Annotated in this window: 17 protein-coding genes; 3 read left to right on the plus strand and 14 right to left on the minus strand. The window is 62.4% G+C overall.

Annotation, left to right across the window (positions count from 1 at the left end):
- Positions 1 to 3 precede the first annotated feature (3 nt).
- From IB279_RS30020 to IB279_RS30030, 3 genes are all read right to left on the minus strand, one after another.
- On the minus strand, positions 4 to 3,402 hold the full coding sequence (locus IB279_RS30020) for an acyl-[ACP]--phospholipid O-acyltransferase (protein WP_192340424.1): 3,399 nt from the start codon (positions 3,400 to 3,402) through the stop codon (positions 4 to 6).
- A gap of 90 nt (positions 3,403 to 3,492) precedes the next feature.
- Positions 3,493 to 3,771: a YiaA/YiaB family inner membrane protein gene (locus IB279_RS30025; RefSeq protein WP_034796305.1), complete on the minus strand. Its 279-nt coding sequence runs from the start codon at positions 3,769 to 3,771 to the stop codon at positions 3,493 to 3,495.
- A 28-nt stretch (positions 3,772 to 3,799) separates the two neighbouring features.
- A complete protein-coding gene (locus IB279_RS30030; RefSeq protein ID WP_192340426.1) occupies positions 3,800 to 4,486 on the minus strand; it encodes a PspA/IM30 family protein in 687 nt (228 codons plus the stop codon).
- Positions 4,487 to 4,589: 103 nt separating this feature from the next.
- On the opposite strand from IB279_RS30030, the gene IB279_RS30035 reads away from it, so the two are divergent.
- A complete protein-coding gene (locus IB279_RS30035; RefSeq protein ID WP_034796298.1) occupies positions 4,590 to 5,186 on the plus strand; it encodes a TetR/AcrR family transcriptional regulator in 597 nt (198 codons plus the stop codon).
- A gap of 222 nt (positions 5,187 to 5,408) precedes the next feature.
- On the opposite strand, the gene IB279_RS30040 is transcribed toward IB279_RS30035, so the two are convergent.
- Both IB279_RS30040 and IB279_RS30045 read right to left on the minus strand, forming a co-directional pair.
- Positions 5,409 to 5,834 carry a DUF4168 domain-containing protein gene (locus IB279_RS30040; RefSeq protein ID WP_060530163.1) on the minus strand — a complete coding sequence of 142 codons (426 nt, stop codon included), beginning with the start codon at positions 5,832 to 5,834 and terminating at the stop codon, positions 5,409 to 5,411.
- Between the two features lie 240 nt (positions 5,835 to 6,074).
- Complete coding sequence (locus IB279_RS30045; protein ID WP_192340428.1) at positions 6,075 to 7,304, minus strand: Zn-dependent hydrolase; 1,230 nt, start codon at positions 7,302 to 7,304, stop codon at positions 6,075 to 6,077.
- Between the two features lie 141 nt (positions 7,305 to 7,445).
- On the opposite strand from IB279_RS30045, the gene IB279_RS30050 reads away from it, so the two are divergent.
- Complete coding sequence (locus IB279_RS30050) at positions 7,446 to 8,948, plus strand: aldehyde dehydrogenase family protein (protein ID WP_060580753.1); 1,503 nt, start codon at positions 7,446 to 7,448, stop codon at positions 8,946 to 8,948.
- Positions 8,949 to 9,085: 137 nt separating this feature from the next.
- A complete protein-coding gene (locus tag IB279_RS30055; RefSeq protein ID WP_060580754.1) occupies positions 9,086 to 10,795 on the plus strand; it encodes an amidohydrolase in 1,710 nt (569 codons plus the stop codon).
- 95 nt (positions 10,796 to 10,890) lie between these two features.
- On the opposite strand, the gene IB279_RS30060 is transcribed toward IB279_RS30055, so the two are convergent.
- The 9 genes from IB279_RS30060 to IB279_RS30100 all read right to left on the minus strand — a co-directional run bounded on the left by IB279_RS30060 (position 10,891) and on the right by IB279_RS30100 (position 20,146).
- On the minus strand, positions 10,891 to 11,640 hold the full coding sequence (locus tag IB279_RS30060; RefSeq protein ID WP_162744784.1) for a helix-turn-helix transcriptional regulator: 750 nt from the start codon (positions 11,638 to 11,640) through the stop codon (positions 10,891 to 10,893).
- 56 nt (positions 11,641 to 11,696) lie between these two features.
- The gene (locus IB279_RS30065) at positions 11,697 to 12,722 is read right to left on the minus strand and encodes an agmatine/peptidylarginine deiminase (protein ID WP_210338743.1); all 1,026 of its coding nucleotides are present in this window, start codon (positions 12,720 to 12,722) and stop codon (positions 11,697 to 11,699) included.
- A gap of 93 nt (positions 12,723 to 12,815) precedes the next feature.
- Positions 12,816 to 13,691 (minus strand): N-carbamoylputrescine amidase, encoded by an 876-nt coding sequence (aguB, locus tag IB279_RS30070; protein WP_060580756.1) that lies wholly within the window; start codon positions 13,689 to 13,691, stop codon positions 12,816 to 12,818.
- 12 nt (positions 13,692 to 13,703) lie between these two features.
- Complete coding sequence (locus IB279_RS30075; protein WP_192340430.1) at positions 13,704 to 15,119, minus strand: aminotransferase; 1,416 nt, start codon at positions 15,117 to 15,119, stop codon at positions 13,704 to 13,706.
- A 44-nt stretch (positions 15,120 to 15,163) separates the two neighbouring features.
- Complete coding sequence (locus tag IB279_RS30080) at positions 15,164 to 16,189, minus strand: extracellular solute-binding protein (RefSeq protein ID WP_060580758.1); 1,026 nt, start codon at positions 16,187 to 16,189, stop codon at positions 15,164 to 15,166.
- A 45-nt stretch (positions 16,190 to 16,234) separates the two neighbouring features.
- Complete coding sequence (locus IB279_RS30085; protein WP_192340432.1) at positions 16,235 to 17,035, minus strand: ABC transporter permease; 801 nt, start codon at positions 17,033 to 17,035, stop codon at positions 16,235 to 16,237.
- Positions 17,036 to 17,048: 13 nt separating this feature from the next.
- Positions 17,049 to 17,963, minus strand: a complete 915-nt coding sequence (locus IB279_RS30090) for an ABC transporter permease (RefSeq protein WP_060580760.1) — start codon at positions 17,961 to 17,963, stop codon at positions 17,049 to 17,051.
- Positions 17,960 to 19,138 carry an ABC transporter ATP-binding protein gene (locus IB279_RS30095; protein ID WP_375292965.1) on the minus strand — a complete coding sequence of 393 codons (1,179 nt, stop codon included), beginning with the start codon at positions 19,136 to 19,138 and terminating at the stop codon, positions 17,960 to 17,962. Before IB279_RS30095 ends, IB279_RS30090 begins: the two co-directional genes overlap by 4 nt.
- Positions 19,139 to 19,375: 237 nt before the next feature.
- Positions 19,376 to 20,146: an ABC transporter permease gene (locus tag IB279_RS30100; protein ID WP_060580761.1), complete on the minus strand. Its 771-nt coding sequence runs from the start codon at positions 20,144 to 20,146 to the stop codon at positions 19,376 to 19,378.
- Positions 20,147 to 20,148: the final 2 nt, after the last annotated feature.

Genomic DNA, 20,148 nt, shown 5'->3' on the forward strand with positions numbered 1-20,148 from the left:
TCCTCAGGCGGCGTTCTCGGCCTTTGCCGTCTCGGCGAGAAGCCTCTGGGCGTTGACGAAGTCCACCTTGCCGGTACCGAGCACCGGTACGGCACCTACCCTCACCTCCGAGGGAACCATCATGTCCATGGCGCCCTTGTCTTTGGCGAAGCGGAGGAAGGCGGCGCGTGTCGCACCCGGAGCGTCGGTGAGCATGACCAGGCGCTCACCTTTCTTGGGATCAGGCAGCGACACGACGACCGTCAACTGGCCGGGCCACATCTCGCCCGCCAGCGCCTCCACGGCGCCGAGCGAAACCATCTCGCCGCCGACCTTGGCGAACCGTTTGGCCCGCCCGCGGATGACGATGAAGCCCTCTTCATCAACCGTGACGATGTCGCCGGTGTCATGCCAGCCATCGGGTGTCGGTTCGATCACGCCGGGCGCTTCCACGCGAAGATATCCGGCCATGACGTTGGCGCCGCGGATGAAGAGCCGTCCGCCCTCGGTGACACCCGGCACGGCATCGAGCCTGTACTCCATGCCCGGCATGATCTTGCCGACGCTGCCGGCCTTGTTGAACATCGGTGTGTTCAGCGCGATCACCGGCGCGGCCTCGGTCACACCATAGCCTTCGAGGATGCGGACGCCGAACTTTTCCATGTAGAGCGCACGGGTGGCTGCCCGGACCGGCTCGGCGCCGGCGAAGCAGTATCGGATCGAGCGGAAGTCATAGGGGTGCGCCGTTCGTGCATAGCCGTTCAGGAAGGTGTCGGTCCCAAAGATGATCGTCGCGTTGGACGCATAGATCAACTCCGGGATGATCCGGTAGTGCAGCGGTGACGGATAGAAATAGACCGGCACGCCGGAGATGAGCGGCAGGACCGTTCCGGCCGTGAGACCGAAGGAATGGAACACCGGCAGGATGTTGAACACCTTGTCGCCCGAGTGAAAATCGATGCGCGAAGCAGCCTGGGCCGCGTTGGAGAGGATGTTGCGGTGTGTCAGCACCACGCCCTTCGGCGTACCCTCGGATCCCGAAGTGTAGAGAATGACCGCCGGCTCGTCGGCCGTGCGCCGGACGAGCGGCCGCCCCTTTCGCAAAAGACCACGCAGCTTGTCGGCAAGACCGATCGTCTGGCGCAGATCATCGAGCCAGACGATCTCCACCGTCTTCGCCAATTCCTCGACGACGGGCCCGAGTTTCGCCTGGGCGACGAAGGCACGCGACGTCAGCACATGACGGACCTCGGCTACCTTGCAGGCCGAGATGATGTTGGCTGCACCGGCGGTGAAGTTGAGCATGGCCGGTACCTTACCGGCGGACATCACGCCGAGGATGGTGGCAACCGCACCGTTGGCGTTGGGCAGGAGAACGCCAAGCGCCTTTTCGTTCGGGAAGAGCGACTGGAACTTCGCGCCGAGCACGGCCGCACCGGTCAATAGCTTGCCATAGGTGAGCGAACCGGTGACCGGGTCCTGCACGGCGAGCCTGTTGAACCCGCGCTCCCTGGCCGTCTTGATTACCTTCTCGATCACGGTGGTGTCCGTGTCGGTGGTGCGGAACATCAGCATCGACATGACCTGGTAGAGCGCAGCACCCGCGGCCATGCGGCGCTTGCGGCCCTTCAGTTCTTCCGGCACGGACAGGCGAACCGGCTCCAGAATGGTGACCTTCACCTTCGGGAACAGGCGACGGCGAACGTGCATGGAACTGAGGCGTGAGAAGTAGCTCTTCTCCAGCCCATCGATACGCACCGGCACGACCATGGAGCCGGTCTTGTCGGCCACCATCGCGGCGCCGTCATAGACCTTCATCAGCGCACCGGTCACCGTGATGCGGCCCTCAGGGAAGATCACCAACGGCTCACCATTGTTGACGGTCTTGATGAGCGTGCGCGTTGCCATTGGCTTTGACGGATCCAGAGGCAGGAAGTTGCACATCTTCAGGAACGGCTTGACCCACCAGGCCTTGGCGATCGTGTAGTCGACCGCGAAAGTCGGTTCCTCCTCGGTGAGTGCCAGCGCCAGCGCACCATCGAGGAAGGACACGTGGTTGAGCGCAATGATCGGTGCGCGACCGGCCTTCTTCAGATTGTCGAGGCCTTCGACTTCCAGCCGCAGGAAGGCGCGGAAGAGGATGGAGACGAAATCGCGGAATGCGTTGGTCGGCAGCGTGCGCAGCATAACCCAGGCAGCAACGGCATTGGCAAGGGCAAGGCCAGCAAAGAGCACCGGTGTCGACATGCCCAATGCCTGCAGGATCGCGACAAGGCCGCCGCCAACGGTGATGAAGGCTGCAGACAGCACGTTCGACGCACCGATGACGCGCGAACGCTGGTCCTCTTGCGCCCAGGCCTGAAGCGCTGCGAGCGTCGGTACGGCGAGGAATGCCCCAGCAATCGCCATGCCGGCAAGATCGATGGCGATCCGTACCGTGTAGGGACCGGCGAAGAAGGCAGGGAGCGTCTCCGTCGGGGCGACCGCACCGGCATGCCCGACGCACCAGGCGAGATCGAGGCCGAAGAGCGCCATGATCAGCGTGCCGGCTGGCGCCGGCAGCAGCACGATACGGCCCGCAGACATCCAGGCCGCGATTGCGGAGCCGACACCGATGGCCACGGCAAAGACAGCGAGATAGGCGGTAATTGCGGTTTCGTCGCCGCCGAGATGGTTCTTCACCATCGGCGGCAGCAGCGACAGCACGATAGCGCCTGCCAGCCAGAACCAGGCGGCCATCAGCGCGGTGCGCCAAAGCCGCCTGTCGCCGCGCAGCGAAGCAACGAGCCGGCCGGTGGAGCGCAAGACGTTGCGATCGACGACAAGGTCCGGCGCCTTGGCGCCAAGACGCGGAATGTAGCGGCTCGAAAGCCAGCAGGCGAGCGCCAGGCCGAGCATCATGGGACCAAACAGCCAGGGATTGACGCCGTCGGCTGCGGCAATCCCTGCGATGACAGTGCCGCTGAGAATGGCGATGAACGTCGCACCCTCGATCCAGGCGTTGGCGCGCGGTAGTTCCTTGCGCTCCAGGTGGTCGGGAAGGATACCGTATTTGACCGGCCCGAAGAGCGCGGAGATGGCGCCGAACAGGAAGAGCGCAACCAGCAGCACCGCGATGGAGGAGAATGCGATCCCGACAACCGCAACGCCTGCGGCAGCAAGCTCCCAGCGCTTCAGTCGCTCGGCAACGATCGCCTTGTCGAACTTGTCGGCGAGTTCGCCGCCGAGTGCGGAAAAGACTAGGAACGGCGCCATGAAGACGGCGCCGGCCAGCGTGACCAGCGATCCCGCATCATCGGCCGCCACGGTTGCGAGGATGAGGAAGACGAGCGTATTCTTAAGAAAATTGTCGTTGAACGCGGATAGAAACTGCGTCCAGAAGAGCGGCGCAAAGCGCCGGGATGTCATGAGATTGGTTTTCACGGAACGTCTCCCTTTTTTGAGCGTTCTAGATGAAAATGGTTACGCACTCGTCCACAGGTTGTTCGCCATGGCGACAAGGCTGATGAGCGATTAGACTTCGTCGGCCTTAATGCCGAGCAGCAATTTCTCGGTCTTGGCATCATCGATCCTGCGGATGAGCTTTTCTGCCTCCAGATTGTCGCGCAGCGTCTTGGTGACGTTCACGGCCGTCTGCAGCAGCATCAGGATGCCCATGGCCAGGTACCCTTTGCCCCAGAGGTCGATCGGCATCATGTAAAGGCCAATCACCACCATGAAAGCGGCCACCCCGAAGCTAACATAAGAGAAGGAGGTCCAGGCCGGGGAGTGTTTCATCAGGCTGTCGTTCATCGTCGTTGTCCTTTGAGAAACAGAGGTTCTAAAGCGTAAGGTTCATCTTGGCGCGCAAGCGCTCGAGCACGTCGTCGGCGCTTGTCACGAGAGGGCGTCCGCAACCGGCCGCAGCCAGTTTCTGCGCAAGTGCTGCCGGATCCGGCCGCTCTTCCAGCTCGATCAGCGCCTCGGCGGTCAATTCGGCCTCGCGCTGACGCGTTTCGAGCCGCGTGAGCGTTGCCTCGGCGTCGCTGAGTGTCGCGAGATCATTGCCGGGCACCTCTTTGGAAAGGCGCTGCGTCCGGTCACGTGCGGCGGCCAGGCGTTCGCCGCGGCGCAGCGCCTCCAGGCGCGTTTCGCTCTGCCGCACCGCTTGCCTCAGCCGATCTATTCCGTCTGCAAATTCCGCCTGAACCTGGCGCGCATTCTGCAGTTCGGTTTCCAGCCGCGCGATCGAGGCTGCGGCTTCCGCGGCCAGATCCTCTCGCCCCTTTTCAAGGGCTGCAATGGCGCGGATTTCGAGCTCCTCGATGTGAGCGGAAAGCCTCTCGGCGTTTTCCTTTTCCAGGCGATTTTGCGCTATGGCCACAGCGACGGCCCGTCGCGCGCTTTCGACACCGCGGGCAGCGTCGCGTATCTGCTGAGCAAGAATGGGCAGCGCATGCCGATCGGCGAAGGCCTCCTCCGCCATATGAGCGCGACCGCGCAAGAGCGTTACGATTTGTTTGAACATCTCCTCACCTCCATGTATGAACAATGTTCAATAATGTTCTCTCACAAAAATGAACGTTGTTCAATATTGAAAATGAACATCGTTCAACAAAATGAGGTGGCCAGTGGCCGGAAAGCGTGAAGCGAAGAAGGAAGATCTGAGATCGAGGCTTATTGCCGCCGGCACGGAGCTGATCCGGGAGCAAGGATTAAAGAACCTGCGCGCCCGCGATATAGCCGAGCGTGCAGGTGCAGCACTCGGCGGGCTCTACACCGTCTTCGATGATCTCGACGGACTGATCCTGCATATCAACTCGGGTACATTGAAGCGCCTGGAAGCCGCCCTCAACGCTGCGGTCCAACCGGCGGCAGATGTTCAGGAGGCCTTCCTGAGCCTGTCGCTCGCCTATCTCCGTTTTGCGCTCGCAGAGCGAAATCTATGGTCGGCGCTATTTGAACACAGAATGCCCGAGGGTGCCCCGGTCCCCGAGTGGCATCTTGCCGAACACGGCTTTCTGATCGGTCTCATCGCAGCACCGCTTGCGCAGCAGTTTCCGGAGGCTGCTCAGGAGGACGTGGCAGTTCGTGCCCGCACGTTCTTCGCGGCCGTTCATGGGGTAATCTCTCTCAGCCTGGAAGGACGGTTCATCGGAATAACGCCCGAAGTGCTCGAGCGCGAGATTACAGCACTCGCCGGACTTCTTGCCAGGCGCCCGAACTGACGCGCTCATTGCCGGATTGCGGGTTTCAGCGCGAGAGATCGCGAACTGGGGCTTAAGCGATCGTCAAAGGACAACAGGAAAGCGGAAGAGGCTAACCAGGCGATATTGAAGCGGCTGGACCTTGGCCCGGCAGATCGGTGAAGGTCCATTTCGTAGCGGGTAGCCCGCACCTGGTGCGGGCTACCCATTTGTCGCTGTCCAACTGGTTGCGTCCGAGCCCGGCTATTGCTGTGCCGGAGCGGTGTCTTGGAGTTTTGCCTGAACCTTCTTGGCGACTGCGGGATCGCTCTGTGCAGCCGTAAGGATTGCCGAATACTCTTCGATCGAAATGGCCGGTGAGGCTTGGACGGCCTCGACCATTTTCTTGCTGGCTTCGGTCTCCAGGTCCTTCTTCGCCGTTGCATCCGACGTTGCTTCTATCTTGGCGGAATATTCCTGCCTGACCTTGTCGACCTGAAGATAGGCAACCGCGAAAGCCTCGATTTTCTGGTCGCTGATCGCAGCGTCCGGGCCCTTGCTGCCAGCCTGGCCCTGCGTCGGCTGGGTCGTTTCGGCCTGAGCGATCTCAAGGGCGGATGCGGGACTGACGACCATGAAGCTAAAGACTGCCGCCGCGAGCGACGCGACGGGTTTGTAACCGGTGATCATATTCATTCCTCTCTGATGCGCATGACGTGATCAGGAGCGATACTGACTTTCAATCGCCCCTAAGGTCGGCCGGATACCGAATGCGCCGCGACGATGGAACGCTGGAATGGGCTCGATGCGGCCGTATCGGGGCCATTTGCTGACCATTCCACGGCAGCTTTACGGCTCACCCGACAGGTCCGGTCCTATCAAGAACGGCACTCTCTCCCGGTCCTGGGCCGACTACTTCTTCCCCACCCATCACGCCGACGCACGATCCAGAGTGACGTCGAGGAGTACGTTCGCGCCGGCGGTGACATCACCGGGTGACGCGTATTCGCGCGGATTGTGACTAATCCCGTCACGGCAGGGCACGAAGATCATCGTGGTCGGGACCCGGCGCGCCAGATTGAACGCGTCGTGGCCGGCGCCGGAAACGATGTCGCGATGGGAGAGTTGGCGCTCTCTTGCGCTTGCTCTGACGGCCGCGATCAAATCGCGATCGAAAACGATCACCGGCGAGTGCCAGGTCAGACGCCCCTGAAGATCGATCGCGCTATGGCGCTGGCGAAGTGTCTCCAGCCCGTCCATCAGCCGTTGGTGCATCCTGTCGAGCACGGCTTCGTCGGGATGTCGCAGATCGACCGTCATGTCTGCATGCCCGGGAACGACGTTGATCGTACCGGGGGACAGATCGATCCGGCCGATCGTGCAGCGCGCATTCTCGTCGACCCCGCCGATCGCCTGCACGAGCTCGATCACATGCATAAGCACCGGTACCGGGTCTTTGCGCAGCGCCGTCGGCACCGGGCCGGCATGGCTTTCCTCGCCGCGAACCAATATTTCATACCAGCGGATACCCTGGCCGCCGGTGACGACGCCGATGGTCTTTGCCTCCGCTTCCAGGATCGGGCCCTGCTCGATATGAAGCTCGATGTAACAATCCGCCTCAGGTAGGCCGGGTACAACCTCGCAATCGTAGCCATGCCGGGCGATCTCGTCGGCCACCGCGATCCCGGCGCCATCACGCGCCGACAGGGCCTTTTCCAGATCCAGCACGCCGCAGGCAACGCCCGAACCCATCATCGCCGGCTGGAAGCGGCAGCCTTCCTCATTGGTCCAGACACAGAGATCGATCGGCCTGACGGTTTCCACCGCCGCATCGTCCAGCGCCTCCAAAACTTCAAGCCCGGCGAGCACCCCAAGCACGCCGTCGAAGCGTCCGCCGGTCGGCTGGGTGTCGAGATGACTGCCGATCAGGACTGGTAACGCTTCGGGATTGAGACCGGGACGGCGAATGAAGAGATTGCCGATCCGGTCTTTGCGGATGCCGTATCCACGCGCCCCACACCAGCCAAGAAACAGGGCGCGGCCGGCTTCATCCGCATCCAAGAGCGCCTGCCGGCACGAGCCCCCTTCCGCCGTTGCGCCGACTTCGGCCATCGCCATCAATCGAGCCCACAAACGATCCCCGTCGATCCTGCTTCGCATCTTGTCCTCCGCACGCATGTATTCGTCGCTCACCAAGGTCCGTGGCTATTGGAGGGAGCGCCAGTCACCCATGAGGGGGACTGTGCCCGGCTCTCCCCCGCTCGCTACAACGCATGCCAAGGTCAACCGTGGAGGCAGGTCATGGACACGACACCGGACAGACGATGGCACCGCATTGCGGACGCACTGCGCCCCGAGACGCGGCTTTTGATCGACGGGCAGTTTCGCGCCGCCGCAGGCGATGAAACGCTGGCGTCGATCAACCCCGCAACCGGCGCTCTCGTCGCCAATGTCGCCTGCGGCAACGCCGCCGACATCGAGGCAGCCTGCGATATCGCGGCCAAGCGGTTTCGACAGGGTGTCTGGTCGCGCATGCCGCTCCGGCGGCGGACAGACATCCTCATCCGGTTTTCCGAACTGATCGCCGAGAACCGTGACATCCTGGCGGTGCTCGACACGATGGAGATGGGCAAGCCGATCGCCGAAATGTGTGCGATCGACGTGCCCGGCGCGGTGCTGACCATGCGCTACATGGCCGAGAGCATCGACAAGATCGCAGGCTCCGCACCGGTCACCAATCCGGACGCGCTGCACTACATCCTGCGCCAGCCGCTCGGCGTCGTCGGCTGCATCACGCCGTGGAACTATCCGCTGATGATGGCCGTCTGGAAGATCGCCCCGGCGCTTGCCGCCGGCAACTGCGTGGTCTTGAAGCCGGCCGAAGACACATCCTTGAGCGCGCTCCTGCTCGGTCGCCTGTTTCTGGAGGCGGGTGGCCCAGGCGGCGTTCTCAACGTCGTGCCGGGACGCGGCGCAGTCGCCGGCCAGGCACTGGCGCGCTCTATGCAGGTGGAAAAGATCGCCTTCACCGGTTCGACGGCGATCGGCCGGCAGATGTATCGTTACGCCGCGGATACGAACCTCAAGGCGGTTTCGGCCGAGCTCGGCGGCAAGTCACCGCAGATCGTGCTTGCCGATGTCGAGGACCTGTCGACTGTTGCCGCGAAGGTCGCCGACGGCCTGTTCGGCAATCAGGGAGAAGTCTGCTCGGCCGGCTCCCGCATCCTGGTGGAGCGCGGCATTCACGACGAATTCTGTGAGCTCCTCGCAGCACATGCTTCCCGGAAGTATCGGCCAGGCGATCCTCTCGACCCGACGACAACGATGGGACCGCTCGTCAACAAGGCCCATCAGGGCCGTGTTCTCGACTACATCGACGGCGCGCGCAAGGAAGGCGCGAAGCCGGTCATTGGTGGTGACCCGAGCGATTGCAGCCCGGACGCTACATGTTTCGTCGCGCCGACCCTCTTTGCCGGCGTCGACAGCCGCATGACGATAGCGCGGGAAGAAATCTTCGGGCCGGTCGGCGCGATCATTGCCCACGACGGAGCAGAGGACGCCGTCAGGATCGCCAACGACAGCCCCTATGGCCTGGCTGCCGGCGTCTGGACGTCCAGCCTCGGCAAGGCCCATCGCATCGCCCGCGACCTCGAATGCGGCATGGTCTGGATCAACGGTTACATGAACGGCGACATGAGCCAGCCCTGGGGCGGTTGGAAACTCTCCGGCCACGGCCGCGACAAATGTCTGCAGGCGCTCCTCGACAACACCCAGTCCAAATCCGTCTGGGTGACGCTCGACTGAGCGCCGGCGACAGCCGACAGCACACGACACGTGGCTGCCGGCACCAAACGCCCTCAGCATCGATTACCGGAGAGTTCATCTGCATTGATGTGAGGGGCGTGATATTTAGAAAATTCGACAGGAAAGGTACGAACCCCATGGCCCCAAACACCAGGAGAACGCTGCAGACGCTGACCGGCCTGCTTCTCGCAGCTTCGGCACTTTGCAGCGGCGCTGTCGGCGCCGCCGCCGAGACGCTCGTCATCACCGACGCCAAGGTCCGCACCATGAACCCCGCCGCCCCATTGGCCGAGGCAGTGGCAATCGACGACGACGGGGTGATCCTTGCCGTCGGCAACGAGGCGCGTGTGCTTGAGAAAGCCGGAGCGGACGCCCACGTCGTCAAGCTCGGCGGCCGGATGCTCCTGCCCGGCTTCCAGGATGCCCACGTGCATTTGATCGAGGCCGGGGTCAACGCCAGCCTCTGCGAGTTTGAAGCCTTCGCCTCTCTTGAGGAGACCAAGGACACCGTTCGCGATTGCATCAAGCAGAGCGACAACGAATGGGTTGTCGGCTCGGGCGTCAGCATGACTAACCTGCTCGACGAAACCGACGACCCGGTCGGCGTGCTGGACGAGATTTCGATGGACAGGCCGATCCTGATCCTTGACGACATCGGCCACGGCGCCTGGGCAAACAGCGTTGCGCTTGAGGCTGCCGGCTACGACAAGATCAACGGTAACCCGCCGGGCGGCATCATCCTGCGTGACCAGAAGACTGGCGCTCCGAACGGGATCGTGCTTGAAAACGCCCAGCAGAAGCTGCGCAACCTTGCCTTTCCGGATACGCCTGAAAACGTCAAGTTTGCCTATGAAAGCATGCTCCCGACGCTGAAGACGATGGCCGAGAACGGCATCACCACCGTCAGCGACGCCGGCGGTTTCTGGCCTCAGGGGCACCTGAAGGCCTGGGAGATGGCAGAGAAGAACGACACGCTGACGCTGAGAGCCGCCAATGCGCTCTACGTCTATCCCGACCTGCCGTTCGACGCGCAGGTGGAAAAGCTAGCCAGCCACTACAGCAACGATCCGAACCGACTTTTGAAATTCAATCAGGTGAAGATCTATGTGGACGGCATACTCGAGCAGCGCACCGGCGCCCTGCTTGCACCCTATAACAAGGGACCGGGTATCGATCACGGCTTCGACAGTGGCTTCCTCTATTTCGACGAAGAGACGCTCGACCGCTACTCCAAGGTGCTTTCTGAAAAGGGCTTCAAGCTGCACTATCACGTGACCGGCGACCGCGGTGCGCGCCTGGCGCTCGACGCCATCGCGCAGTCCGACCCGGAGCCAGGCCCGCATCGGCTCACGCATATCTACCTGCTGGACAAAGCCGATTACGGCCGCTTCAAGGATGAGGGCGTCGTTGCCGATTTCCAGCTCGCGCCGAGTTCGCTCAGCCGGGAATATGACGCCTTCATCCGCAAGTTCATCGGTGATCGCGCAGACACCATGATGCCGGCCGGAAGCATCGAGAAGACGGGCGCCACGGTTGTCATGAGCAGCGACTTCGATGCCGACGAGCTTTCGCCGCTCGTAAAGATCCAGACGGCCCTTCAGCGCAAGAAGGACGGGGCACCGGATGTCGAAACGGCGGTCAAATGGATGACGATCAACCCGGCGAAGCTGCTCAACCAGGACGACAAGACAGGCACGATCGAGCCCGGAAAGTTTGCGGACCTCGTCGTTATCGACAAGGATATCTTCGAGATCCCAGTCAAGGAAATCGGCAAGGCCGCCGTCGAAGCGACGCTTTTGCAGGGTGAGCCTGTCTATGACGCGGAAGGCCTCTTCTCCGGCAACTGATCGTGAAAAACGCCGTGCGTTCAAGTGAGCGCACGGCGCTATGACCATAATTGCTGGGCCCCGCCTTGCGCGAGTCCTGCGTGAACGCTGCGTCCTTACCCGCCGGCACCTCCGAGCAGGAGCGAGAACAGTTCGCCCTGCGAGGAGATCTTGAGCTTGGAATAGATGCGCTTGCGGTGAACCTTCACCGTCTCCGGGCTGTTGCCCAGAATACGCGCAATGCTCTTGGTCGAATGCCCCTTCAGCATGAGCCGGATGATCTCTCCCTCGCGCGTGCTCACCTTCAACTGCGACAGTGTGGCAAAGACCATATCGGCCGCGGGCTCGCTTGCAGCCGATCCTGACACCGGTTGCGGCCAGTGCTTGCGGCAAAGCTCCGAGACGACCGGCAACAGGCCGTCAAGATGGGCGCGGGCCTGCGGCCCGGGACGGCAGTCCTCCGTCCGCTGGCCGAGCGAAAGCGCGATCGCGGTGCCTTCGGTGCTTGCGACCAGCATGACGATTTCGTCGTAGAGCCCGGTTTCGGCATAGAACATGCGGTAGTATTCGCTCTCGCGAAAATCGTCCGGGGCACAGTCGTCGAGGCTCACCACCCGGTCGCCGGGATCGCTTCGATAGACGCCGTAGAACGGATCCAGCAGATAGGCGAAGCTGAGATAGGGGCCGACGGTGCGGCGGGTCGCCTCGGGATCGAGATCGCTATAGAGCTGCAGCGGCGGCTGGTCGGCGGAAAAGACCGAAACGAACAGGCTGTCGAACCCATAGACGTCGAGGCAGAGTTGCCTGAGCGCATCGGGAAAGGCCGGGCTGCCGATTGCAGCCACGGCCTCGCCTATCAGTGTCATCTGTTCGAACGGAAATCCCGCCATTCCCCGCCTTGTCGTCAAGTTCCCTTCGACGATCAAAGCGGTTCCTGCTGAGTAATGCAATGGATGCCGCCGCCACCGATGGCAATGGCATCAATGCGAACCTCGCGCACGCGCCTGTCCGGAAACAACGAACGGAACATCTGCCTTACGACCGTATCGGATTCGATCCCGTAACACGGCATGATCACCCCGCCGTTGACGAGGTAGGAATTGACGTAGGAGCGGCAGAATTTCGGGTGATCCGACGGCGCATCGACGGCTTCCGGAATGGTAACGATGCGGATCGGCCGCCCCTTGGCGTCTGTCTGGCCCTGCATCGCTTCCAGGTTCAGGCGGATGTAGTGGTTCCACTCTTCCTCCTCCTCGCTACCCCCTTCACCAGGACTTTCCATCAAGACCACGCCCGGCGCGACGAAGACGGCAATGCCATCCACATGACCATCGGTCTCGTCCTCGATCGGATTGCCAGGCAGCCAGATCACCTTTTCACCGCCGAGCATGTCGAGAAGCTCACGCTCGATGTCGTCGCGGCTCCAGCCGGGATTGCGGTTTCTGTTCGGGAAGCAGGTTTCGGTGGTGATGATCGTCCCCTCGCCATCGACGCTGACACCGCCACCCTCGGCGATCAGATTTGAGACGAAGCCGGCAACGCCAGCCTTCTCCAGCACGACCCCGGAAAAGGCGGCATCGCCCTTGAACGGATGATACTTGCCGCCCCAGGCGTTGAAAGTGAAGCGCGCTCCGGCGCGCCGGCCGTCCTTAGCCGTCAGGAAGCAGGGACCGGCATCGCGCGCCCAGCTGTCATCGATGTCTGCCTCGACGAGATCGATCGACGGGTCGAGGATGGCGCGCGCCTCGGCTATATCCTCCGGCCGCGCAGCCATCGTCACCGGCTCGAATTCGCGGATCGCGTGGGCGACCGCCGCATAGTCGCGGCGGGTCGCGGCGATATCGTCCCAGACCTCATGGCGGCACGGCCACATCATCCAGGTGCGGCGATGCGGCTCCCATTCGGCCGGCATGCGAAACCCGGCTTCGCGAGGTGTCTGGTTCTTCATGATTTCATACCTTTCCTAACCGGTCCCGATGCCTGCGACGGCGGCAGCGCCAGGATTCGGCTTTTACATCGTTGATTGTTTGCGAAAATAAAGTCAGCCGATCGTCGTCTGGCCATCGAGCGTGCGGATTGCGCCGTAGAGATCCGGCCGGCGGTCGCGGTAGATGCCCCAGCTGCGCCGGAAGGAGCGGACCGCATCAAGATCGAAGCGCGCCGTCAGATAGGTCTCGTCGGTGCGGCTCGCCTCGGCAACGATCGCGCCGGTCTGGTCGGCAATGAAGGACGTACCGTAAAACAGCGCCTCGTTGCCGCCGGCCGCCTCGCTTCCGACCCGGTTGGAGGCGATCACCGGGATCATGTTGGCGGCGGCATGGCCCTGCATCGTGCGACGCCAGTGGCCGGAACTGTCGATCTCGACGTTCTGTTCGCTGCCGATCGCCGTCGGGAAGAACAGAAGTTCCGCCCCTTGCAAGGCGAGCGCACGGGCGGTCTCGGGAAACCACTGGTCCCAGCAGATGCCGCAGCCGATCCGTGCGTATTTCGTATCGACAGCCCGAAAGCCGGTATCGCCGGGGCTGAAATAGAACTTCTCCTCATAGCCCGGCGCCTGCGGGATATGGGACTTGCGGTAGTTCCAGAGGATCTCGCCATCGGCATCGATGATCGCGAGCGAGTTGTACTGCGCCGGTCCCGCCTTCTCATAGTAGGAGATCGGCAGAACCACGCCGAGCTCCTTCGCAATTGTCCGGAAATGCCTGACCGCACGGTCCTCGCCGAGGCTAGCCGCCAGATCGAGGTGGTGGATCGTCTGCTCCAGGCAGAAATAGGGTGTCTGGAACAGCTCCTGCAAAAGGATGATCTGAGCACCATCCTCATGGGCAAGCCGCACCAGTTCCTCGGCCTTTTCGATATTCTCGTCGATGTTCCAGCTGCAGGCCATCTGCGTCGCTGCGACCGTGACTTCGCTCATGTCGATTGCTCCTCAAGCGGCGCCGCGGCGAGATGCCATGAAAGCGGCGATCGATTCTGAAAGCGCGGAAACGATCGCGTCGCATTCGGTTTCCGTGACGATCAAAGGTGGCGACACGATGAGCCGATTGCCGACCGGACGAACGATGACGCCGAGGGAAATGCAGCCCTGGAAGATCGTTTCGCTCGCTTTTTCGTGGGCAGGCAGCGGCGCCTTCGTCGCCTTGTCGGCCACAAGATCGATGCCGAGCATCAGCCCGGCGCCGCGCACGTCCCCAACGATGTCGTGGGCAAGCAGCGCCTTTGCCTGCCGTTGCAGGTAGGCGCCGGTCTTTGCCGCGTGCGGCAGCAGGCGCTCCCGCTCCATGATGTCAATATTGGCGAGCGCTGCGGCACAGGCGACCGGGTGGCCGAAGTAGGTGAGCCCCATCGAAAAGACGCCGCCTTCGCACTGCGGACGGCTGATGACGTCGTAGATTTCGTCGGAAATCAGCGTCGCGCCGAGCGGGATGTAACCTGAGGTGATGCCCTTGGCCGAAACGAGGATGTCCGGCTGCGTCTGATAGATGGCGTCGGACGCGAACCATTCCCCGAGACGGCCGAAGCCGGTCACCACCTCGTCGGCGATGTAGAGGATATCGTTGCGGCGGCAGACCGCCTGCATGCGGCCGTGGTAGCCGTTCGGCGCCACCAGAACGCCCCCCGCCCCCATGATCGGCTCGGCGATGAAGGCCGCGACGTTCTGCGGTCCGAGCTGCTCGATCCGCATCTCGAATTCCCGCACCAGGAGGTCGCAATAGGCCTCCTCGGACATGCCTTCCGGGCGGGCGTAGCAGTCGGCAGCTGAGATGTGGTCGATGAAATCCTCACCGACCTGAGCAAAGCCGTATTTGGTGCCGTGAATGCCGGTCAGCGCGGCCGCCACGTAGGTTGCACCATGATAGCCGTTGTTGCGCGAGATGATCTTGCGCTTGCCGGGCTTGCCGCGCATTGCGAAGTAGTAATGCACGATGCGGATCGCCGCATCGTTCGCCGTCGAGCCGCCGCAGGTGTAGTAGACATGGTTGAGGCTGCCGGGCGAAAGCTCCGCGAGCCGCGCGCCGAGCTCGGCTGCGGGCACGTTGCCCGATGCCCCGAAGGGATTGTAGTAGTCCATGTCGAGCACCTGGGCGGCAATCGCATCGGCCATCTCGCGCCGGCCGTGGCCGATGTTGACGCACCAAAGGCCGGCAATCCCGTCGAGCAGCCGTCGCCCGGTGTTGTCAACGACATAGGCGCCCTCGGCCTTCTCGATGATCTGGCTGCCTGTCGCGGCAAAGGTTGAAAAATCGGTATAGGGATGCAGGACGTGATCCCGGTCCTTCTCGAAGGCCGAGCGGTTGTTCGGCCGATCGGAGCCGACGGCTGCAACGGATTGAACGATGGTCATTTTCTTCTCCAGAATGGCATGAGGCGTGGTCTGCGGGATCGGCGTCACCGCAGAAGCTTGGTCCAGACACGGTCGTAAAGTTTGGTGACGGCGGGCGTGCAGGCGGTCAGGAATTCCGGCGCCGGCGCGCTTTCGGGCGGGCTGAGTTCAGGGGCACCGGCAAGTGCCTTGTCGACGAAGGCTTCGGAGCCTTTGATGCCGTTGGCGTAGCGGGCATAGTTGGTGATCATCGCCGCGTTTTCGGGATCCATAATGAAATTGATCCAGAGCTTGGCGTTCTCGATGTCCGGTGCGCCCTTCGGCACCGCGACATTATCCATCCAGCCGGTGTAGCCTTCCTTCGGGTAGATGTATTCGATCGACGGTCGTTCGTCGCGGGCACGCATGGCGTAGCCGTTCCAGCTCATGGAAACGGCCGCTTCGCCGGAAACAAGCAATTCCTTGGTCTCGGAGTTGTAGCTCTTGACGAATTGCTTCTGCGTCGACAGCAGGTCGAGTACCGCCTTCAGGTCCTCGGGGTTGTCGTTGCAGCGCGGCTTGCCGAGGTAGCGCAACGCCATGTTGATGACGTCGTTGACGTCACGCAGCATGTTGATCTTGCCCTTTGCCGCGTCATCCGGTTCGAACAGGATCTTCAGCGAGGTGTCATCGCCCTTGACGATATCGCGGTCGACAGCAAGACCGGTCGAGCCCCAGGCCCAGGGTGCCGAATAGAGGCGTCCCTTGTCCCAGAAGACGTCCCGCCACATCTCGTCGACATGCTGGTAGTTCGGCATCGCCGCGACATTGATCGGCTCGAGCAGCTTCTCGCCGATCAGGATCGTCATGGTATCGTGGCCGGGTACGATGATGTCGTAGCCGCCGGCCCCCGATTTCAGCTTGGCAAGCATGGTCTCCATGGAATCGTAGGTGTCGATATGGACCTTGACCCCGTAGGTTTTCTCGAATTTCTCGACCATCTCGGGCGGCGTGTATTCGCCCCAGGTGTAGATGAAGAGGTCGCCCGCCGCGAATGCCTGGGCTGGCAGGGTCGAGGTAAGCAGGGCAGTAAAGACGGCGGCCTTTTTCATTAGATGTTCCCTTCATTGTTTTGATTTTCGTTGATTTTCGCGAAGTCAGTGCTTGCGGCCCGCCTGCCCCAGCAATCCCGAAATCAAGACCAGCACGGTCGAGGCGACGAGCATCAGCGTTGAGATGGCGTTGACCTCGGGCGTCATGCCGAGCCTGAGCATGCCGTAGATGTGCAGCGGCAGGGTGGTGGCGCCGGGACCGGCAACAAGGGCGGTGATGATGAAATCATCGAGCGAGATGATGAAGGCGAGCAGCCAGCCGGAGACGAGGCCGGGCAGCAGCAGAGGCAGCGTGATGCGCAGGAAGGCCTTGGCCGGCGAAGCATAGAGATCGGCCGCCGCCGACGGCAGCGTCGCGTCCATGCTTTCGAGCCGTGCCTTGATCGGCAGATAGGAGAAAGGGATGCAGAAGACGATGTGGGCAATCAGGATCGTGGCAAAGCCGAGGCTGATGCCGAGGGCCACGAAGAAGACGAGCGAGGCGACAGCGGTGACGATTTCCGGCACCATCAATGGGAAGGTGAGAACGACATAGGCGCCCTCTCCGCCGCCCTTCTTGCGGTTGACCGTGGCAACGGCGGCACCGAGCGCAAAGACCGTGGCGACGGTCGCGGCGATGATGGCGATCACCACCGAATTGATGGCGGCTGTCTGGATGTTCTGATTGGCAAAGACCGTTTGATACCAACGGAAGGAGAAACCTGCCCAACGGGTGACGGACCGGCCGTCGTTGAAGGAGTAGATCGCCAGAACGACGATCGGCGCATAGAGGAAGACGACGCAGCCGACGGAGAGAAGACCGAAACCGGGAAAGACACGAAGGTCGCGCAAGCGGGCGGTGGACATGGCGGACCTCCCCTTAGTTCTGCTGTTGCTGCTGGGCGGCGCGCCGCGCCAGCCAGAGAAGGACGATGAGGGTGATGGTGAGCAGGATCATCGACAGCGCGGCACCAAACGGCCAGTTGCGCGCCGCCTGGAATTGCGTACCGATCAGGTTACCGATCATCAGCGTCTTGCCGCCGCCTAGAATATCCGGGGCCAGATAGGAGCCGACCGAGGGAATGAAGACGAGCAGGCTGCCGGCGATCAGCCCCGGTCGCATGACCGGCAGCACGATGCGGAAGAACGCAACCCTGCGGCTCGCATAGAGATCGTAGGCCGCCTCCAGCAGGCGGAAATCGAACCGTTCGAAGGCCGAATAGAGCGGCAGCACCATGAAGGGCAGGAACGAGTAGATCAGCCCGAGCGAGATGGCAAAGCCGTTGTAGCTCAGTGCCAGGGGCTGGCCGATGAACCCGACGTCGATCAAAGCGCTGTTGATTGGGCCATCGTCACGCAACACGAAAAGCAAAGCGATGGTGCGGATCAGGAGGTTTACCCAGTAAGGAATGGTGATCAGGAACAGCCAGATGTTCTTCACCCGGTTGGAGCGGGTGGCGATGTAGTAGGCGGTGGGCACGCTGATCACGAGGCAGAGAAGCGTCGCGACGGTCGCCTGCATGAGCGAGCGGGCGACGATGATCAGATAGTCGGGTGTAAAGGTCAGGCTGTCGTCGAGGAAATCCCGCTCGAACAGGATCTGCTCGTAGGCGGCGGTGGTAAAGGACCACTCGACGCCGCCATAGGCGCCCGGCACGAGAAACGAATAGGTGAGCATGATCGCAATCGGCGCGACCATGAACACCAGGATGATGCCGAGCGATGGCCACAGTAGGCTGGCATGGGCAAGCCCCGGCGGGATGCGCGAGGAAAGAGCAAGAGGCCGGGCGCTCATGACAGGAGCACCTTGATGGAGCCGGGCTCAAAACCGAGGCTGACGACATCGCCCGGCGCGAAATCCTGGCGGCCGCGCAGACCACCGCGGGGAGACCGCGCCGTCAGCGCGTGCCCGCCGGCGCGCAGGTGATATTCAACCGCATTGCCGAGATAAGTGCGATCGGCAACCGTTGCCGACGCTTGCCCGCCGCATTGGCCGACGCCCAGAACCAGCCGCTCGGGGCGGATCGAGAGCCAGACCTCTTGCCCGTCCTCGACATGCTGAGCGATCGGCGCATGCACCTGGCCAAAACCCTCGATGTCGAGAGCTGCCTCACTGCCAGCGGTCCCTGCAACCTTCGCCTCGATCAGGTTCGACTCGCCGATGAAATCGGCAACGAAGCGGCTTTGTGGCTGTTCATAAATCTCCTCAGGCGTGCCGACCTGCTGCAGGAGGCCGTTGCTGATGACGGCGACCCGGTCGCTCATCGCAAGGGCCTCTTCCTGGTCATGGGTGACGAAAATGAAGGTAATGCCGGTTTCGCGCTGGAGGGATTTCAGTTCCAACCGCATCTTCTGCCGGAGCTTCAGGTCGAGCGCCGACAGCGGCTCGTCGAGCAGCAGGAGCTTGGGCTGCGGTGCGAGCGCGCGGGCAAGTGCGACGCGCTGGCGCTGCCCGCCCGACATCGTGTCCGGGCGGCGATCGGCATATTCGCGCATGTGAACAAGATCGAGCATGCGCTCGACGGTGCGATCGACTTCGGTCCTCGGCTTGCCGAGCATTTCAAGCCCGAAGGCAATGTTGCGGCGAACGGTCATATGCGGGAACAGCGCATATTGCTGGAACACGGTGTTGACCGGCCGCGCTTCCGGCGGGAGGCGGCTGACGTCTTCTCCGAAGATGCGGCAGGAGCCTGACGTCAGCATTTCGAAACCGCCGAGGATGCGCAGCAAGGTGGTCTTGCCGCAGCCGGAGGGGCCAAGCAGGGTGAAGAACTCGTTGGCGCGGATGGAAAGACTGACGTCCTTCAGTGCCTCATGGGCCTGCGGCGTGCCGGCATTATAGGTCTTGCGCAGGCTTCGAACCTCGGCCGCGACGCTGTTTGGAAGCTGCACCGGATCGCAACCAGCCATCGGCACGATGTTGCTTTCGGCCCGCGGCCTTGGATCGGGGTGTTTGATGGCGCGCTGCATGGTTCTCCTCCACTTGAGCCGAGGGGAGCGACATACCGCTCGGCATGGAGAAACTATGCGTGGCGCCGACGTGGGGCGTTAGTCCCCCAGAGGGGGTACCACCGATGCCCGCGGCTCCAGATGCCTGGAAACGCGAAAAAGGCGGCCACAAGCCGCCTTTTAGAAAACCGCGTCAATGAGCACTGTCGCTTAAGTCTACGATCGCATTTCACCCCATGAACGACGGTCGCGTTCCTTTCAGCTTCCCGCTTCCGAGTTGCGGAAAAGGATGACCAAGGCGGTTGCGACGATCATGATCACCGAGATGGCGGCCACGGCCGGATCGAGATCCAGACGCAGGTTGTCCCAAATGCGCTTGGGCAGTGTGATGACGTTGACGCCGCTGACGAACAGGGTGACGGAACTCTCCTCCCAGGACATGACGAGGCTGACGAACCAGGCGGCGAACAGCCCGAAGCGAATGTTCGGCAGGATCACCCGGTAGATCGACTGCAGCTGGCTTGCCCCGAGGTTTCGGGCGGCAAGCTCGAGGTTCCGGTCCAGCCGACTGAGCGCGCCGAGGATGGCGATGACAGCAAACGGTACAATCATCACCACATGCGAGAGCACCAGTCCGGGGATCGTGTCGAGCAGGCCTATCTGCGCCAGCAGGAAATAGAGCGCGACCGCGGAGGTGACGGGCGGGACGATGATCGGCAACAGAACGAGGCCGATCAGGAAGCGTCCGCTCGCCGGCCGCCGCAGCCAGACACCGATGCCGAAGGCTGCAGCAAGCGCCGTTGCGATGACGCTCGAAAGAAGAGCGACGAGCGTGCTCGTGCCGATGCTCGAAAGCCAGGTATCGGGATCGAAAATCGCCAGGTAGTGCCTGAACGAATACTCCCCGTCCGGCATCGACAGGAAGCGCTTGGCCGTGAAGGAAAACGGGATGACGGCGGCAAGAGGCAGGAGCAGGAAGAGCCCGGCCACACCGGCAAGAAAGCCGCCAAGACGTGATGTGCCAAACATAA

Origin of the sequence: Ensifer sp. ENS06 (assembly GCF_014852205.1) — a bacterium.
Classification (GTDB): Bacteria; Pseudomonadota; Alphaproteobacteria; order Rhizobiales; family Rhizobiaceae; genus Ensifer; species Ensifer adhaerens.

Excerpts from the sequence above, each read along its gene's own strand:
- IB279_RS30050 (WP_060580753.1), top strand. The coding sequence starts at position 7,446 with ATGGACACGACACCGGACAGACGATGGCACCGCATTGCGGACGCACTG.
- IB279_RS30100 (WP_060580761.1), bottom strand. The coding sequence starts at position 20,146 with ATGTTTGGCACATCACGTCTTGGCGGCTTTCTTGCCGGTGTGGCCGGG.
- IB279_RS30085 (WP_192340432.1), bottom strand. The coding sequence starts at position 17,035 with ATGTCCACCGCCCGCTTGCGCGACCTTCGTGTCTTTCCCGGTTTCGGT.
- IB279_RS30075 (WP_192340430.1), bottom strand. The coding sequence starts at position 15,119 with ATGACCATCGTTCAATCCGTTGCAGCCGTCGGCTCCGATCGGCCGAAC.
- IB279_RS30025 (WP_034796305.1), bottom strand. The coding sequence starts at position 3,771 with ATGAACGACAGCCTGATGAAACACTCCCCGGCCTGGACCTCCTTCTCT.
- IB279_RS30080 (WP_060580758.1), bottom strand. The coding sequence starts at position 16,189 with ATGAAAAAGGCCGCCGTCTTTACTGCCCTGCTTACCTCGACCCTGCCA.
- IB279_RS30065 (WP_210338743.1), bottom strand. The coding sequence starts at position 12,722 with ATGAAGAACCAGACACCTCGCGAAGCCGGGTTTCGCATGCCGGCCGAA.
- aguB (WP_060580756.1), bottom strand. The coding sequence starts at position 13,691 with ATGAGCGAAGTCACGGTCGCAGCGACGCAGATGGCCTGCAGCTGGAAC.
- IB279_RS30090 (WP_060580760.1), bottom strand. The coding sequence starts at position 17,963 with ATGAGCGCCCGGCCTCTTGCTCTTTCCTCGCGCATCCCGCCGGGGCTT.
- IB279_RS30030 (WP_192340426.1), bottom strand. The coding sequence starts at position 4,486 with ATGTTCAAACAAATCGTAACGCTCTTGCGCGGTCGCGCTCATATGGCG.
- IB279_RS30040 (WP_060530163.1), bottom strand. The coding sequence starts at position 5,834 with ATGATCACCGGTTACAAACCCGTCGCGTCGCTCGCGGCGGCAGTCTTT.
- IB279_RS30060 (WP_162744784.1), bottom strand. The coding sequence starts at position 11,640 with ATGACACTGATAGGCGAGGCCGTGGCTGCAATCGGCAGCCCGGCCTTT.
- IB279_RS30055 (WP_060580754.1), top strand. The coding sequence starts at position 9,086 with ATGGCCCCAAACACCAGGAGAACGCTGCAGACGCTGACCGGCCTGCTT.
- IB279_RS30095 (WP_375292965.1), bottom strand. The coding sequence starts at position 19,138 with ATGCAGCGCGCCATCAAACACCCCGATCCAAGGCCGCGGGCCGAAAGC.
- IB279_RS30045 (WP_192340428.1), bottom strand. The coding sequence starts at position 7,304 with ATGCGAAGCAGGATCGACGGGGATCGTTTGTGGGCTCGATTGATGGCG.